This window comes from Streptomyces sp. NPDC090032 (assembly GCF_044748025.1).
Lineage (GTDB): Bacteria > Actinomycetota > Actinomycetes > Streptomycetales > Streptomycetaceae > Streptomyces.
Window position 1 is genome coordinate 90,358 of the sequence record NZ_JBIVFF010000018.1, and the last position, 16,642, is coordinate 106,999.

Annotated in this window: 12 protein-coding genes, 1 tRNA gene and 2 pseudogenes; 3 read left to right on the top strand and 12 right to left on the bottom strand. The window is 69.0% G+C overall.

Translation table 11 applies throughout. The features are described 5' to 3' along the window. Positions 1–98 precede the first annotated feature (98 nt). The 10 genes from rpmE to ACIPWY_RS35290 form a co-directional block, all read right to left on the bottom strand. Positions 99–320, bottom strand: a complete 222-nt coding sequence (rpmE, locus tag ACIPWY_RS35245) for a 50S ribosomal protein L31 (protein WP_100595864.1) — start codon at positions 318–320, stop codon at positions 99–101. A 162-nt stretch (positions 321–482) separates the two neighbouring features. After that, positions 483–1,613 (bottom strand): LCP family protein, encoded by a 1,131-nt coding sequence (locus tag ACIPWY_RS35250; RefSeq protein WP_362908229.1) that lies wholly within the window; start codon positions 1,611–1,613, stop codon positions 483–485. Positions 1,614–1,829: 216 nt separating this feature from the next. Next, entirely contained in the window at positions 1,830–3,563 is a 1,734-nt protein-coding gene (locus ACIPWY_RS35255) for a trypsin-like serine protease (protein ID WP_393704912.1), read from the bottom strand. A 142-nt stretch (positions 3,564–3,705) separates the two neighbouring features. Beyond that, entirely contained in the window at positions 3,706–5,751 is a 2,046-nt protein-coding gene (gene rho, locus ACIPWY_RS35260; RefSeq protein ID WP_393704910.1) for a transcription termination factor Rho, read from the bottom strand. 379 nt (positions 5,752–6,130) lie between these two features. Beyond that, complete coding sequence (thrB, locus tag ACIPWY_RS35265) at positions 6,131–7,048, bottom strand: homoserine kinase (protein ID WP_362908232.1); 918 nt, start codon at positions 7,046–7,048, stop codon at positions 6,131–6,133. Positions 7,049–7,327: 279 nt separating this feature from the next. Further along, positions 7,328–8,386, bottom strand: a complete 1,059-nt coding sequence (gene thrC / locus ACIPWY_RS35270) for a threonine synthase (RefSeq protein WP_100595869.1) — start codon at positions 8,384–8,386, stop codon at positions 7,328–7,330. Positions 8,387–8,392: 6 nt separating this feature from the next. Beyond that, on the bottom strand, positions 8,393–9,682 hold the full coding sequence (locus ACIPWY_RS35275) for a homoserine dehydrogenase (RefSeq protein ID WP_362908282.1): 1,290 nt from the start codon (positions 9,680–9,682) through the stop codon (positions 8,393–8,395). Between the two features lie 130 nt (positions 9,683–9,812). Further along, positions 9,813–11,204 (bottom strand): diaminopimelate decarboxylase, encoded by a 1,392-nt coding sequence (lysA, locus tag ACIPWY_RS35280; protein WP_362908233.1) that lies wholly within the window; start codon positions 11,202–11,204, stop codon positions 9,813–9,815. Between the two features lie 19 nt (positions 11,205–11,223). After that, complete coding sequence (gene nrtL, locus ACIPWY_RS35285) at positions 11,224–12,261, bottom strand: ArgS-related anticodon-binding protein NrtL (RefSeq protein WP_393704907.1); 1,038 nt, start codon at positions 12,259–12,261, stop codon at positions 11,224–11,226. A gap of 90 nt (positions 12,262–12,351) precedes the next feature. Continuing rightward, positions 12,352–12,831, bottom strand: coding sequence for a response regulator (locus ACIPWY_RS35290; protein WP_362908235.1), 480 nt, complete (start codon positions 12,829–12,831; stop codon positions 12,352–12,354). A 148-nt stretch (positions 12,832–12,979) separates the two neighbouring features. Between ACIPWY_RS35290 and ACIPWY_RS35295 the strand changes: the two genes are divergently transcribed. Next, a tRNA-Arg gene (locus ACIPWY_RS35295) sits at positions 12,980–13,051 on the top strand. Between the two features lie 218 nt (positions 13,052–13,269). Here ACIPWY_RS35295 and ACIPWY_RS35300 read toward each other — a convergent pair. Then, positions 13,270–13,530: pseudogene (locus tag ACIPWY_RS35300) on the bottom strand (site-specific integrase); the annotation flags it as partial. 298 nt (positions 13,531–13,828) lie between these two features. After that, positions 13,829–14,891: pseudogene (locus ACIPWY_RS35305) on the bottom strand (IS110 family transposase). A gap of 405 nt (positions 14,892–15,296) precedes the next feature. Here ACIPWY_RS35305 and ACIPWY_RS35310 point away from each other — a divergent pair. Then, positions 15,297–15,665, top strand: coding sequence for a hypothetical protein (locus ACIPWY_RS35310; RefSeq protein WP_393704999.1), 369 nt, complete (start codon positions 15,297–15,299; stop codon positions 15,663–15,665). 28 nt (positions 15,666–15,693) lie between these two features. Continuing rightward, positions 15,694–16,050, top strand: coding sequence for a hypothetical protein (locus ACIPWY_RS35315; RefSeq protein WP_393704905.1), 357 nt, complete (start codon positions 15,694–15,696; stop codon positions 16,048–16,050). The last annotated feature ends 592 nt before the right edge of the window (positions 16,051–16,642 follow it).

Sequence of the window (16,642 nt, forward strand, 5' to 3'; positions counted from 1 at the left end):
GGCCGGCCGGGGAGACCCCCGGGTCCCCGGCCAACCAAAAAAGCACGCCGGTCCCGGCCCGCCCCTGAGGGCGGCCGTGGACCGGCGCAAGTGGCTCGCTACTTGTTGGCGGCAGCAGCCTTGCCGAAGCGGGCCTCGAAGCGGGCCACGCGGCCACCGGTGTCGAGGATCTTCTGCTTGCCCGTGTAGAACGGGTGGCACTCGGAGCAGACCTCGGCACGGACGGTGCCGCTGGAGATCGTGCTGCGGGTGGTGAACGACGCGCCACAGGTGCAGCTGACCTGCGTCTCGACGTACTCGGGGTGAATGTCGCGCTTCAAGGTGTCTCCTATGATCTCGGAGGGCTCCGGGTCGCTTCCGCGGATTGCGGGGGCGTGAACCGGGGCCGACGTACCAGTCTGCCAGGACTGGCCGTATCCCCCAAAACCGGGGTCGGGGCGGAACTATTCCCGAAGGGTCACCGGGAAGTGGCGGCCGATGTTCTAGTGGCTGGTGACGACGGAGCCCGCGGCGCCCTTGTCACCGGCGGAGTCCTTGATCGCGGAGGCCGGAACGGGCTGGTCCGTCTCGAGGGCCGCCCAGACCTTCGCGCCCGCCTTCTCCAGCGGGAGTACGCGGTTGGGGTCGGCGGGGTCGTACTGGACGGGGAGCGTCACCATCTTCATGTCGCCGGCGCCGATGCCCTTGAGGCCGCTCGCGAAGCCCGCCAGTTCCTTGACCGAGTTGAGCTCGGAGTCCGTGGTGACGGCGCTGGTGGCGGTGTCCGCGAGGTCGTAGAGCTTCTTGGGGCTGGTGAAGACGCCGACGTCCTTGATCTGGTTGATCAGCGCCTTCATGAAGGCCTGCTGGAGCTGTATTCGGCCCAGGTCGCTGCCGTCGCCGACGGCGTGCCGGGTGCGGACGAGGCCGAGGGCCTGCTCGCCGGTGAGCGTGTGCGTGCCGGCTGCCAGGTGCAGATGGCTCTTGTCGTCGTTTATGGCCTGCTGGGTGGTGATGTCGACGCCGCCGAGGGTGTCGATGAGCTTCTTGAAGCCCGAGAAGTCGACCTCGACGTAGTGGTCCATGCGGATCCCGGACATCTTCTCGACCGTCTTGACGGCGCAGGCCGGGCCGCCGACCTCGTAGGCCGTGTTGAACATCTGCTGGCTGCCGCCCGCGACCGTGTTGCCGGCGCTGTCGGTGCAGGTCGGGCGGGTGACGAGGGTGTCGCGCGGTATGGAGACCACGCTGGCCTTCTGGTGGCCCTTGTACACGTGGACGACCATCGCGGTGTCCGAGCGGGCGCCGCCGCCGTCCTTGCCGTACTTGGCGTTCGCGCCGGAGCGCGAGTCCGAGCCGAGGACCAGGATGTCCATCGAGCCGTTGTCGACGTTCGCTGGGCGGTCGGTGCCGAGCGCGGCGTTGATGTCGACGCCCTTGATGTTCCCGTTGAGCTTGAAGTACAGGAAGCCGGCGCCGGCGCCCGCAACGACGACGAGTCCCGCCGCGGTGCAGGCCGTGATGACGAGGGCCTTGCTGCGCCTGGCGCGCGGCTTGCGCCGCCGGCCGCCGCCTCCGGCACCTCGTGCCGGGCGGCTCGGATCGGTCGTCGCGGGGCTGCTCTCGTCAGGCATGTGCTCCTCAGTCCTCAGCTGCTCGGCTAACCGGTTACCCCCTGTTGGCAGGGCCAGGCGGGATGGACGTCAATTCGTCCGTCACTTCGTCCGCCTCTTTCGCGGGACGTGGAAACCGGGAAGAAGAGTTGCACAACGCGCTGTGCCCGCCGCAGAGGTCGCGACGGGCACAGAGAGTGCTGGCGACAGCCGGTCACCCGGCTCTCACCTGCAGGTTTATCCGAATACGTTGTACTGCGTGTAGCCGGTCCCGATCTTGACGCGTGTGGCAAAGATCTCCGAGGAGGCGGTCCCCGTACCCGGGTACAGGTAGAGCGTGCCGCCGGGCGTGCGGGCCACGTAGTCGGCCTTGCCGTCGCCGGTCACGTCACCCGGCGCCGCGAACGCGTTGTACCCGTCCCAGGTGCGCACCTGCACGCCGGACTCGAAGGGCGCGGCCGCCTTGCCGGTGCCCTTGAGGAGGTACAGCTTGCCGCCGCTGCCGCGGGCGATCAGGTCGCTCCTGCCGTCGCCGGTGAAGTCGCCCTTGCCGCGCAGGGAGTTGAAGACCTGGTAGCCGCTGCCGACGGTGGTCCGGGTGCCGTACGTCCCGTCGCCCTTGCCGGGGTACAGGTAGAGCGTGCCGCCGGAGGTCGCCGACAGGAGGTCGGGGTAGCGGTCGCCGGTCACGTCACCGGGCGCCACGAGGAACTTCCGCGTCGCCCAGTCGCTCGCGATCTTCGTGTCCGTGTACGTCGAGCTCGACGCGGACCGGTGACGCCAGTAGACGGCCCCGTCGGACCGGCGGCGGATGATGAAGTCCTGGTACCCGTCGCGGTTCATGTCGGCCTGGAGGACGAGGTTGTACGCGCTCCAGGACCCGCTCAGCGTCTTGCGCGTGGCGAACCCGCTGCCCGTGGACTCCTTGACGTACCCCTTGCCGCCGGAGGACGCACGGACGAAGAGGTCGGCCTTGCCGTTGCGGCTGATGTCGGTGTCGTCGATGCGCGGACGGACCTTGGACTGGTACGTGGAGACCTTGGTGAACGCCTCGTACGTGCCGGAGACGTTGCAGACCTGCGTGCCCTGGCTGATGCCCCAGGACACGATGCCGACCACCTTGTCGCCCACGACGAGCGGGCCGCCCGAGTCTCCCGGGCACGTGGTCTTTCCGGTGCTGTCGTCGCCGGTGCCGAGCTGTCCGGCGCAGATCATCTTCCCGGCCTGGAAGTACGGGTCGAGGTTCTGGGTGCAGGCGTCGTCGGAGTTCAGCGGCAGGGTGACCTTCTGCAGCTGGGACGCGATGTCGGCGGTGTCCTCGTTCGAGCTGGTGAGGCCCCAGCCGTACACGGTGGCGTTCGTGCCGGCGGCGTACAGCGCGCTGTCGTCCGCTCCGGCCAGCTCCAGCGTGGTCTGGGCGACCGGCTTGGCGAGGGTGAGCAGGGCGACGTCGTTCGTGATGGCGTCGGGGTCGTAACCGTCGCGCACCCAGCTGCGGGTGACGTCGATGTACGTGGCGCCGTTGCCGGCGACGGTGACGCTCTTGCTGGTGCCCACGGCGACTTCGCCGTACTTGCCCCAGTCCTGCCGGTTGCCGTTCTCGTCGTGCAGGCAGTGCGCGGCGGTGAGCACCTTGTTGGGCGCGACCAGGGTGCCGCCGCAGACGAAGTAGGAGCCGCCGGCGGGGTCGTTGTAGACAAGCTGCACCATCCAGGAGGCGGCGCTTGTCGTGCCGCCGATGATGCGGGGCGTGACCTTCTTGTCGCCGCTCGGCGACGGGGACGACGCCGCCGGCTCCGCGGTCTTCGCGCCGGGCGGCGGCTGCACGACCCGGCCGGCGTCGGCCTCCCCCGCGTACGAGGTGACGGCGAACGCACCCGCGCCGATCAGCGCGAGCCCGGCCGCGGCGGCCGGCAGCACCTTGCCGAGTCTTCGACGGTGCCGGCCGGAGCCGGATACAGATATGTCCACGCAATTCCCCCCAGGGAGCGACGAGTTGAACTCTGAATGAAGAGCGCGATCGTACAACTCGCTCCGGAGCGCACAAAGGGCCGCCCCCGTCACATCCGTGACGGGGGCGGCCCTTGAGCGGTGCTACCGCTGAGCGAAGCTCTTAGTCGTTGCCGTTGCCCGGCGTCGGCGTCGTCTTCGCGATCTGCATCAGGAACTCGGCGTTCGACTTCGTCTGCTTCATCTTGTCGAGAAGCAGCTCGATGGCCTGCTGCGAGTCGAGCGCGTGCAGCACCCGGCGCAGCTTCCAGACGATCGCCAGCTCTTCCGCGTTGAGCAGGATCTCTTCCTTACGGGTGGAGGACGCGTCGACGTCCACCGCCGGGAAGATGCGCTTGTCGGAGAGCTTGCGGTCGAGCTTGAGCTCCATGTTGCCGGTGCCCTTGAACTCCTCGAAGATCACCTCGTCCATGCGCGAGCCGGTGTCGACCAGCGCGGTGGCGAGAATGGTCAGCGAGCCGCCGTCCTCGATGTTGCGCGCCGCACCGAAGAAGCGCTTCGGCGGGTAGAGCGCGGTCGAGTCGACACCACCGGACAGGATGCGGCCGGAGGCCGGCGCCGCCAGGTTGTAGGCACGGCCCAGACGCGTGATCGAGTCGAGCAGGACGACCACGTCGTGACCGAGCTCCACGAGACGCTTGGCGCGCTCGATGGCGAGCTCGGCGACCGTGGTGTGGTCCTCGGCCGGACGGTCGAAGGTCGAGGAGATGACCTCGCCCTTGACCGACCGCTGCATGTCGGTGACCTCTTCCGGACGCTCGTCGACCAGGACGACCATCAGGTGGCACTCGGGGCTGTTGGTGGTGATCGCGTTGGCGACCGCCTGCATGATCATGGTCTTGCCGGTCTTCGGCGGGGCCACGATCAGGCCTCGCTGGCCCTTACCGATCGGCGACACGAGGTCGATGATGCGGGTGGTCAGGATGCCCGGGTCGGTCTCCAGACGGAGCCTGTCCTGCGGGTAGAGCGGCGTCAGCTTGTTGAACTCCGGCCGCCCGCGCCCGGATTCGGCCGCCATGCCGTTGGCCGAGTCGAGACGGACCAGCGCGTTGAACTTCTCGCGGCGCTCGCCGTCCTTGGGCTGGCGGACCGCGCCGGTGACGTGGTCACCCTTGCGCAGGCCGTTCTTGCGGACCTGGGCGAGGGACACGTACACGTCGTTCGGGCCGGGCAGGTAGCCCGAGGTCCGGATGAACGCGTAGTTGTCGAGGATGTCCAGGATGCCCGCGACGGGGATCAGGACGTCGTCCTCGGAGACCTGCGGCTCGTTGCCGAAGCCGACCTCGTCGCGGCCACGACGGCCACGACGGTCGCGGTAACGGCCACGGCGGCCGCGGCGGCCACCCTCGAAGTCGTCGTCGTCCTGCGGACCGTTGTCGCGCTGACGGTCCTGGCGTCCGCCGCCCTGCGGCTGACGGTTGCCGCCCTGCTCCTTGCCCTGCTCGTCGCCCTTGCCACGGCGGTCGCCACGGTCACGGCCGCCGCGCTCACCGCGGTCGCCGCCACGGTCACCACGGTCACCACGGTCACCGCGGTCACGACGGTCACGACGCTCGCGCCGGCCCTCGGCGCCGCCGTCACCGGCGTCGCCCTTGGCCTCGCCCTGGGCGTCGGTCCGGGTCTCGGTCTTCGCCTCGGCCGTGACGGTCTCGGGGCTGCCGGCCTCCGAGGTGGCACGGCGGCGACGACGCTCGCCGCCCTTGTCGTCGCTCGCCGGCTGACCGGGGATGTCGATCTGCTGCTGAGCGGCGGCCTTCGCGGCCTTGGCGTCCTCGGCCTTGGTGGCCTTCGCCGGAGCCTCGGCGCCGTTCGCCACGGCATCGTCACCGGTGCGCGCCTTGGAGGTGGCGCGGCGCTTCGGCTTGGTCTCGGTGGTGTCGGCGCTCTTCGCCGGAGCGCCTCCGCCGGCCTGCGCCTCCTTGATGACCTCGATCAGCTGGCTCTTGCGCATGCGCGCGGTGCCCCTGATGCCGAGGCCCGATGCGACCTGCTGGAGCTCGGCCAGCACCATGCCGTCAAGGCCGGTACCGCGGCGCCGACGGGAGCCCGAAGCACCGGCGGCAGGCGCAGCAGAGGCATCCGCATCGGCGGAGGGCGCGGCAGCGGAGCTGTCGGCGTTCACGCCCATCAGATCGGTGGTGTCGCTCACGAAGGGTCCTTCCCTGGAGCGGACGTCGGCCTGTCTGGCTCGGCGACCGGTTGTGCTGTCCGGCGGTGGTCCTGTCGGTATGGACCGTGCCGGGGCGGTGGTCCGCCAACGCGGCGGAAGAATTCATTGGTGACGGCGAGTCCCGAAAACCGCGGGTTCCACTGGAATGTCTGTGTCACCCGGCTCGATCACACCGGTTCCGGAGCATGCTCGAAACGGCTCAGTGCACGGCACAGAGCAATTTGCGGGGCTCCCGGAAGAATGGTTGTCCCGGAGGGGGACACACAGCACCTCGCCATGGTGGGGTCGGGTGCAGACTTGAGGTTAACACTACCGGATCCAACAAATATTCCCCCTCTCGAATTCCGGCAACCGTGTGTCAGTGAGCAAGCGGCAGCACGCTCGCTCCGTCGACATCGAGGTCGAGGCGGTTCGCCGCCCAGCCCTCACCGGCCAGCCGGGCGACCTTGTCGGCCGCCTCCTTCTCCACAAGGGCGAGGACTGTGGGGCCCGCCCCTGAGATCACCGCGGGAACCCCGTCGGCCCGCAGCCGCTCCACGAGTGCGACGCTCTCCGGCATCGCGGGAGCCCGGTACTCCTGGTGGAGCCGGTCCTCGGTGGCGGGCAGCAGCAGCTCGGGGCGCCTCGTGAGGGCCTCTACGAGCAGGGCCGCTCGGCCCGCGTTCGCCGCGGCGTCCACATGGGGGACGCTGCGCGGCAGGAGACCGCGTGCGGTCTCGGTGAGTACCGGCTTTCCCGGTACGAAAACCACCGGAACGATGGAACGCGCGGGGTCCATCCTGATCGCACGGGCCGCACCGCCGTCCATCCAGGAGAGCGTGAAGCCGCCGAGCAGGCAGGCCGCGACGTTGTCCGGGTGTCCCTCGATCTCGGTCGCGAGCTCGAGAAGGGCCGCGTCGTCGAGCCGGGCGTCGCCGCCTATGGTCACGGCGCGCGCGGCGACGATGCCGGCGCAGATGGCGGCGGACGAGGAGCCGAGGCCGCGGCCGTGGGGGATCCGGTTGGCGCAGACGACCTCGAGGCCGCGCGGCTGTCCGCCGAGCAGGTCGAAAGCGGTGCGCAGGGAACGTACGAGCAGATGGGACTCGTCGCGCGGGAGGGTGTCGGAGCCCTCACCTGCGATGTCGATGTTCAGGCCGGAGTCGGCGACCCGGACGACCACGTCGTCGTAGAGACCCAGCGACAGGCCGAAGGCATCGAAGCCCGGGCCGAGGTTGGCGCTGGAGGCGGGGACGCGCACCCTGACGGCGGCGGCGCGGAAGGCGGGACCGGCCATCGCTCGATGACACTCCTTGAGCTGCGGTTCTTGCGTGATGAACGAGGTGACTGCGGTAGAGATCCGATGATTGCTGCCCGTGTGAGAACCCGAAGGCCGCGGAGGCTACGACGCTACGACAACGCCTGCGGCACCGCGGCATACGCATGTGCGGCGGGGTGGGTTCGGTACAGCTTATCGAAGGAAGGTTCTGTGGCGACATAGGGCGCACAGGAGGCGCACGATGCGTGTCGCAAGCCCCCTGTGCACCCCCGGTGCGGAGTTGACCGGTCGGTCCGGTTACGCCAGGCCGAGGCGCTCGGCCGCGGTGGCCGCGTCGACCGGGACGGTGACGGGCTGCGGGGCGCCCGCGACGGCCCAGTCGGGGTCCTTGAGGCCGTTGCCCGTGACGGTGCAGACGATCTTCTGCCCCTTGTCGACCTTGCCCTGCTCGGCGGCCTTGAGCAGACCGGCGACGGAGGCGGCCGAGGCGGGCTCCACGAAGACACCCTCCTGGGACGCCAACAGCTTGTAGGCGCGCAGGATTTCACGGTCCGTCACTTCGTCGATGAAGCCGCCGGACTCGTCACGGGCGGCCAGCGCGAAGTCCCAGGACGCGGGGTTGCCGATGCGAATCGCGGTGGCGATCGTCGACGGGTCCTTGACGATCTCGCCGCGCACGATGGGCGCGGAACCGGAGGCCTGGAAACCCCACATGCGCGGGGTGTGCGTGGCGATGCCGTCCGCCGCGTACTCCTTGTAGCCCTTCCAGTAGGCCGTGATGTTGCCGGCGTTGCCGACGGGAAGGACGTGGATGTCGGGCGCGTCGCCGAGCGCGTCGACGATCTCGAAAGAGGCGGTCTTCTGGCCCTCGATACGGAACGGGTTGACCGAATTGACCAGCGCCACCGGGTAGTTCTCGGAGAGGGCGCGGGCCAGGTTCAGGCAGTCGTCGAAGTTGCCGTCGACCTGGAGGATCTTCGAGCCGTAGACCAGCGCCTGGCCCATCTTGCCGAGCGCGATCTTGCCCTGCGGGACGAGTACGGCGCAGACCATGCCGGCGCGCACGGCGTAGGCCGCGGCCGAGGCCGAGGTGTTGCCGGTGGAGGCGCAGATGACAGCCTGCGCACCCTCCTCCTTGGCCTTCGTGATCGCCATCGTCATGCCGCGGTCCTTGAAGGACCCGGTCGGGTTGGCGCCCTCGACCTTGAGGTGGACCTCGCAGCCCGTGCGCTCGGAGAGCACCTGGGCGGGCACGAGCGGCGTGCCGCCCTCGCGCAGCGTGACGACCGGCGTGGTGTCGGACACCGGAAGCCGGTCGCGGTACTCCTCGATGATTCCGCGCCACTGGTGGGTCATTGCTCGTTACTCCCCTTCAACACGCATGATGCTGGCGACACCACGCACGGTGTCGAGCTTGCGCAGCGCGTCGACGGTCCCGGTGAGGGCCGCGTCCGCCGCACGGTGGGTGACCACGACGAGGGAGGCCTCGCCGTCCTTGACCGATTGGCGCACCGTGTCAATGGATACGCCGTGCTCGGCGAAGACCGTCGCGACCTGGGCGAGGACGCCCGGCTTGTCGGCCACGTCGAGGCTGATGTGGTACCGCGTCACGACCTCGCCCATGGGCGAGACGGGCAGCTGGGTGTAGGCGGAGTCACCGGGTCCGGTGGCCTCGCCGAGTTTGTTGCGGCACACCGCCACGAGGTCGCCGAGCACGGCCGACGCGGTGGGCGCGCCACCGGCTCCGGGCCCGTAGAACATGAGCTGGCCGGCGGCCTCGGCCTCGACGAACACGGCGTTGTAGGCGCCGCGCACGGAGGCGAGGGGGTGGTCGAGCGGGATCATCGCGGGGTGCACGCGCGCGGTGACGGACCCGCCGTGCGCCGCCCGCTCACAGATCGCGAGCAGCTTGATGGTGCAGCCCATCTCCTTCGCGGAAGCGAAGTCGGCGGCGGTCACCTCGGTCATGCCCTCGCGGTACACGTCGTCGAGACGTACGCGGGTGTGGAAGGAGATCCCGGCGAGGATGGCGGCCTTGGCGGCGGCGTCGAAGCCCTCGACGTCGGCGGTGGGGTCGGCCTCGGCGTAACCGAGCGCGGTGGCCTCGTCGAGGGCCTCCTGGTAGCCGGCGCCCGTCGAGTCCATCTTGTCGAGGATGAAGTTCGTGGTGCCGTTGACGATGCCCATCACGCGGTTGATCTTGTCGCCGGCGAGGGACTCGCGCAGCGGCCTGATCAGCGGGATCGCGCCGGCGACGGCGGCCTCGTAGTAGAGGTCCCTGCCGTGCTCCTCGGCGGCGGCGTGCAGCGCGGCGCCGTCCTGGGCGATGAGCGCCTTGTTGGCGGAGACGACGGAAGCGCCGTGTTCGAACGCCGTCATGATGAGGCCGCGGGCGGGCTCGATGCCTCCGATGACCTCGACGACCACGTCGATGTCGCCCCGTTTGACCAGCGCGGTCGCGTCCGTCGTCACCAGCGCGGGGTCGATGCCCTCGCGCACCTTCGACGGGCGCCGCACGGCGACCCCGGCCAGTTCCACGGGGGCGCCGATCCGGGCCGCGAGGTCGTCGGCGTGCGTCGTCATGATGCGCGCCACCTCTGAGCCGACTACCCCACAGCCAAGGAGCGCCACCTTCAGCGGACGCGTACGCATCATCGACCTACGCCTTTCATTGAACCCGGCTCGAAGAGCTCAGCCTGCTTGATACTGCTTCAGTGGACCAGTCTCACCCACCGGACCGGGGTTTCTGCCCCCGGTCCGAATCCTGAGACGTGTATTTCATTTATCCGACGTCGAGACGCAGGAGATCTTCCTCCGTCTCACGCCGGACGATCACCCGCGCCTCACCGTCGCGCACGGCGACGACGGGCGGGCGAAGTGCGTGGTTGTAGTTGCTGGCCATGGACCGGCAGTACGCGCCGGTCGCCGGCACGGCGATCAGGTCACCGGGCGCGAGGTCGGCGGGCAGGAAGGCGTCCTTGACCACGATGTCGCCACTCTCACAGTGCTTGCCGACCACGCGGACGAGCATCGGCTCGGCGTCGGACTTCCGCGAGACGAGGGCGACCGTGTACTCGGCGTCGTAGAGGGCGGTCCGGATGTTGTCCGACATGCCGCCGTCCACGGACACGTACGTACGGAGGGTTTCGAGCGGCTTGACGGTGCCGACCGTGTAGAGCGTGAAGGCGGTCGGGCCGACGATGGCGCGGCCCGGCTCGACGGAGATGCGCGGCGTACGCAGACCGGCCGCCTCGCACTCGCGTGTCACGATCTCGCCGAGCGCCTTGGCGATCTCGTGCGGCTCGCGCGGGTCGTCATCGGAGGTGTACGCGATGCCGAGCCCGCCACCGAGGTCGATCTCGGGCAGCTCGACACCGTGCTCGTCGCGCACCTCGGCCAGCAGCGACACGACGCGCCGCGCGGCGACCTCGAAGCCCGCCATGTCGAAGATCTGCGAACCGATGTGGCTGTGGATGCCGATGAGTTCGAGACCGTCGAGCTTGAGCGCACGCCGTACGGCCTCGGCGGCCTGCCCACCGGCGAGCGCGATCCCGAACTTCTGGTCCTCGTGCGCGGTGGCGATGAACTCGTGGGTGTGGGCCTCGACGCCGACCGTCACGCGGATCTGCACGGGCTGGCGCTTGCCGAGCCGCTCGGCGATGTGCGACACCCGCACGATCTCCTGGAACGAGTCGAGCACGATCCGCCCGACCCCGACCTCGACGGCCCGCTCGATCTCTTCCTCGGACTTGTTGTTGCCGTGGAAGGCGATGCGCTCCGCGGGCATCCCGGCGGACAGCGCGGTGGCCAGCTCCCCGCCGGAGCAGACATCGAGATTCAGCCCCTCCTCGTGCAGCCAGCGCACGACGGCGCGGGAGAGGAATGCCTTCCCGGCGTAGAAGACATCGGCGTCAGCGCCGAACGCGTCGCGCCAGGCGCGGCAGCGGGCCCGGAAGTCGTCCTCGTCGAGGAAGTAGGCGGGGGTGCCGAACTCCTCGGCGAGCCGGGCCACCTCGATGCCGCCGACGCGGACCGTCCCGTCGCCCTCACGGGTGACGGTCCGCGACCACACCTTCGGGTCGAGAGCGTTGAGATCGGCGGGCGGGGCGGCGTAGTGCCCCTCGGTCAGGACATCGGCGTGGCGGGGCCCGGCGGGGTGTGCGGAACGGCTCATGACTGTCTTCTGCGCTCTCTCAGAGATGTTCGGGTGCGTCGATACCGAGCAGGGACAGGCCGCCGGCGAGCACCGCCCCGGCGGCTTCGGCAAGCGCGAGCCGGGCACGGTGGGCGGCCGAGGGTTTCTCCTCCCCCTGCGGCAGCACGGTGTGCTGAAACCCGAGCAACGCGTCGGCGACCACCACGAGGTGCCGGGCGAGCCGGTCGGGGGCGTGGTGGGTGGCGGCGAGGGTGAGGGTTCGGGGGTGGGCGGACAGGGCGGTGTGGAGGGCGGCGGCCCCGGCGGGAGCGTCCGGAGTGGCGGGGGCGGACGCCTTGTCGCGTACGTCGCCGGGTTCGGCGGTGAAGCCGAGGGCGGCGGCGTTGCGGGTGAGGGCGCGGGTGCGGGCGTAGGCGTAGCGGACGCGGAAGAGGGGGTTGCCCTCGCGCTGGGCGAGATGTTCGTCGCCGATACGGGGCTGGTCGTGCGCGGCGGGCAGGAGCAGGGCCCATCGGGACGCGTCGCGGCCGAGGGCGGCGGGGTCGCAGGGAGCGGGCACGGGCCGCACCTTCACGACGTGCGCCTCCCCCTCCTCAGGCTCGGGCGTCTCACCCTGGACGACACGAGCCTCGGCACCCTGCGTGGCGAGAATCCGCCGGAGCGAATCGGCGACGACCTCGGCCCGGACCTCGTGAGGAACACGAATCTCAAACAGCTGACCTGCGAGAACATCGCCGAACCCATAGCTGCCACCCCGGGCGAGGATCTCGCGGACGAGGACTGCGGGGTCGTCGTCGGCGAGGGTCAGATTGAGGAATCCGGGGCCGGTGACCTCGACGCCGGCGATGCCGGGACTCTCGGCGAGGCGCCGCGAAAGGAGCTCGGCGACGTGCCGGGGCGGGCGCCCGGCGGGCCCGGCGATTTGCAGCGCGACGTTCGTGGAGTAGTCCCCGCACCCCCCGGGCCGCGGCCGCTCGACCACGACACGTGCCGGCACGACCACACTCAGCTCACCGTCGTCGACCGCGCGGCGCACGGCGCGCAGGACGGTACGGGAGAGCTCGACGGGGGTCACGGGACAAGCGTATGGGAGGAGGGGGGTGGGTGAGCGAACCGGTTTACGGGACGGTCCGCCATACGGACACGCTCCACTCCCCCGTGCCGGTCAGCCCCGGCTGCGCCCGGCGCGCTCGGCCTCTTCGGCACCGCGACCGCCCTCACGCCCGCGCTCGCTCAACTGCCGTACGACCTGAACGAGTTCACCGGGCTCGAAGGGCTTCTCGAGGAAGGCGTCGACCCCGACATCAAGTCCACTGTCGACTTCTTGGTGGGTACAGGCACTGACGATCACGATCGGGACACTCCGCGTATGGGTGTCGGAGCGCAGCCGCGCGGCGGTACGCAGACCGTCGAGCCGGGGCATCACGACGTCCAGGGTGATCACATCAGGCCGAACCTGATGCACCACATCCAGACACTCGGCACCATCAGCCGCGGTCACGACCTCGAAGCCCTCCAGCTCGAGATTGACCCTGATCAGCTGCCGAATCACCTTGTTGTCGTCCACAACAAGCACTCGGCCGGACGCGCCTGGCACAACTCGAGAGTAGGTCCGCCGGCGCAACCGCGTCCGGGTTTTCCCCACTTCCGCCCCGTACAGGGGACTACCACCCTCCCGCCGCCCCGCGCGCGGCCCTCCCAGGACACCACCTCAGCAGCGAAATAACCGTTCATGGGGACCCCGACGAAGCTGGTAGGGTTCTACCCGTCGCCACGCCAGCCGCGGTGAACACGCCCCCGTAGCTCAGGGGATAGAGCAACGGCCTCCGGAGCCGTGTGCGCAGGTTCGAATCCTGCCGGGGGCACCTTGAATTAGGTGTCCAAAGACCCCGCCACCAGCGGAAACGCTGAGGCCGGGGTCTTCGCGTATGTGCAGGCGTGTGTCGCGGTGTGTCGCCGTATGACAGCGGCTGCGGCCTATTCGCGGCCTGGGCCGTGGGGCTGTTTCCCCAGGTGAGAAGCCAGAACTGAAGAAGGCCCCGGGACCAGGTCCCAGGGCCTCACGGAGTGTCCCACTCACCACTCACTCGTACTCATGGAGCAGGTCCTCGATCCGCCGATTCGCCACCTCCTGGCGCCCATCGAGGCACTTGGCGTACCGACTCAGCAGCACCTCAACGCTGTTGCCAGCCCGCTCTGCAACCTCGGTGGCGTCCACGCCGGCGTTCAGCCAGGTGGAGAGCGCGGGATGCCGAAGGTCGTACGGGCGCCGGGCGAACGGGGAGGCGACGACGGCCGGCGGCAGGGCAAGCTGTCGGGCTTCCTGCCAGGCCCGGTAGTAGGTCAAGCACCCGGCTCCGCTCGGGGTGCCGCTCCTGCCTTCGGCCCGCTCCGCCCCAGCTGCGCCGACGCCCGCGCACATGGATAGGCCCGGAGGTCATGAGTAGAGCACCCGACGTAGGCGGCCCACGGTCAAGGACATGCCTCCGGTGGGGGGATCGGCCGGCACCGGGTGGGAGGGGGCGCCGTGCCCGGCCGCGGGCACACCGTGGCGAGCGTGGGGGCTCCCATCACGTCCACCGTCGACCCAGGCAGAGCCGAGCGGACGCGGCCCATGGCGTCCAGGAAGCTCCTATAGATCGTCAAGCGGCCTGTAGGAGGTGTAGACGGGGGATATTCATGCTGGTCAGATGCTTGTAGACCTCTCGCGCGATGAAGCGTTTGAGGCAGCGGAAGATGTCCTTCTTGGACATGCCTTCGGCAGTGCGTCGCGCGACGTAGAGCCCGGTGCGGGGGTCGTAGCGCATCCGCACGAGGGCGATCGTGTGGAGGGCATGGTTGGCCTGGCGGTCACCGCCGCGGTTGAGCCGGTGGCGGTTGGTCCGGCCGGAACTGGCGGAGATGGGGGCCGCCCCGCAATGGTGGGCGAAGGAAGCTTCGGACTTCAGCCGGTCGGGATTGTCGCCTGCGGTAATCAGGAGTTGGGCGGCCGTCTCGGTGCCCACACCGATCAAATCCACCAGCCCGGGAGCCGCTTGCGCGACCAGGGGGTCGAGTTCGGCGTCGGCCTCGGCTATCTCCTCGGTGAGGTGCTGGTAGCGGCGGACCAGACGCCGCAGCGCGGTTCGGACTGCGCAGGTCGGGTTGGCGAGGTCCGCGCCGGGGCGAGAGCGGGCAAGCTGCGCAATCAACTGGTATGTGGGCAGGCCGCGCAGGCGTTCCCGGACCTCGGCGGGGGCGGAGACGATGAGCGTGCGGATCTGGTTGATCGTCTGGGTAGGGGACTTGATAGCCGAGCGGCGGACCACCCGCAGGGACCGGATGGCCTCCACGATGCCGTCGCGGGTCTTGGGCCGGCCGTGGGCACGGCCGGACAGGACGGCGGTCGCGGCAGCGTAGGCATCGACGGGGTCGGACTTGCCGTTGGCCCGGCGGACCTTGGTCAGGGCGGTCGACGTCGACCACGGTCACCTCGTTCACCCGAAGGGACCGGGCGAGTTCGGAACCGTAGGCGCCGGTCCCCTCAACCCCGACGGCGAGCACGTTACCGTGCAAGGGCATCCACTCCAGCAGGCGGCGGTAACCGTCGGGAGTGGTGGGGAAGGGAGCGGTGGCCAGGTGCCGGCCAATGGTGTCAATCACGGCTGCCTGGTGGAAGTCGGTGTGGGTGTCCACGCCGCCGACCACCGCGATCTGATCTGCCATGCTGGGAACTGCTGTCCTTCCGTGCGATGCGCGAGGGATCGCGCGGGCCGGTCGGGCGTCAGGACAAGACTGTGATGGGACCTTTGGCCGGGCTCCTATGAGGTCACAGGCGCTCGACCGGCCGCGTGCATAGCGGCACCGCCCAGACCGCCGACGATTCCTGGAAAAGACAGCCCGAAGCGTCAATCGTTCGGTGGGTCAGGCCGCCGAGCGGTGCCATGACCAATCCTCACAGTCGTTCGTACAGTGGCGCGCTCCACCTGGACGCCATGAACCACGCCCGCTCCACGGTGTGTGGGTCGACGGCGTACGGGATGGGAGCTGGGTGAGTGATGGGTTAATGAAGTCGTGCTCTGCGACCTGCCCTGCTTTGCTGACCAGGGCAACAATGGCGGGAGGGGCAGCGTGAGTAAACGGCAGTACGTCGCACGCGGCGTGCCGGGCGGCTACAGGATCTGGGACAACAAGGGGCGACGCTGGTGGGGTGACCTCTACGAACTCTGCCCCGACAATCTTCTGGCAGAGCTGAACAGCCTGTCCGATCCTGACAAGATCACTGATCTCCTGAAGCGCTATCGAGCGCTCGTTGGCTGTGGCGACATCGGCAGGCTTCCCATCATGCGCTCAAACTTGGTACGTGGTCAGACAGGCTCCGGCATGAAGCTCAAGAAGAAGCTTGCTGCGGTGTCGACAGCCGTGGCGGCGGTCGCGCTCTTCCTCGGTTCTGGAACCGCTCACGCCCAGGACAGCCCGGGACTTCTCTCTCCTGGGTAGCCCGTCGGTCACCCTCGCCTGCTTCCCCATGGGGCAGGTCGGCCAGAGCTACACGTTCTCCGGTACACAGAACATCAACTGCAGCCAGAACGCCGAACAGAACTCGAACCCATCGGGCCAGCAGGGCTTTACGGGCTACGAGGTGGTATCGACGAATTACGACGTCCTGCCCAACTCGCTTGGCGTTCCAGTCGAGGCGGATTGCCCCGCCGGCAAGAAGGTCACGGGCGGAGGAATCCGCTGGAGCGGTACCAGTACGGACATCGGCGAGCACGACAACGGTCCAACCGCGGACAACACGGGGTGGGTGGTCAAGGTCTTTAACTCCGGGGACTTCACGTTCACGGCCACCGCCTACGCCATTTGTGCCAAGGTCGACAATTAATCACTGCCGCGCAAACTGGGCGGAGAAGCGAGACGCACTCGCAACTGCTTAGACCAGGTTGGCGCCGTAAGGCTGGTGGAGTCTCAATCGGCGAGTCACGCCCAGCGCGATCTTGAAAACCGTCGCGGCGCGAGTCACCGTGGGTTCCAATCCCATACCCGTCGCGCAGGCTGAAGGCCCCTGACCAGCAACGTTGGTCGGGGGCCTTCGTCGTGCGCGCTGCCCGTCGGTGACCGTGATTCCCCGTGGTTCCCCGACCGATCGGGCACGCGTCAGGCACGGACGGATGACGGCTACCGCTTCAACGAGCCAAGCTGGCTCTGACACGCCCGTTGCGTACGTCTTTCAGCCCCGCAACTAGAGCTACTGATCAGAAGGTCTCATCACGCCAGACAACGCTAGGGCCCCTCAGTGATCACCTGAGAGGCCCTAGCGCGTCCACTGTGCCTAGGCGTGCGAAGCATCACAGATCAGAGCGCTTCCCTGTTCTCCTTCGGCGCCTCGCCAGACTTATGTACCGGAGGCAAAACACTCCAAGGAGGCTTGCCAATTAAGGCTTCACCGACCACTTCACCCAAGACCAGGCCTACAA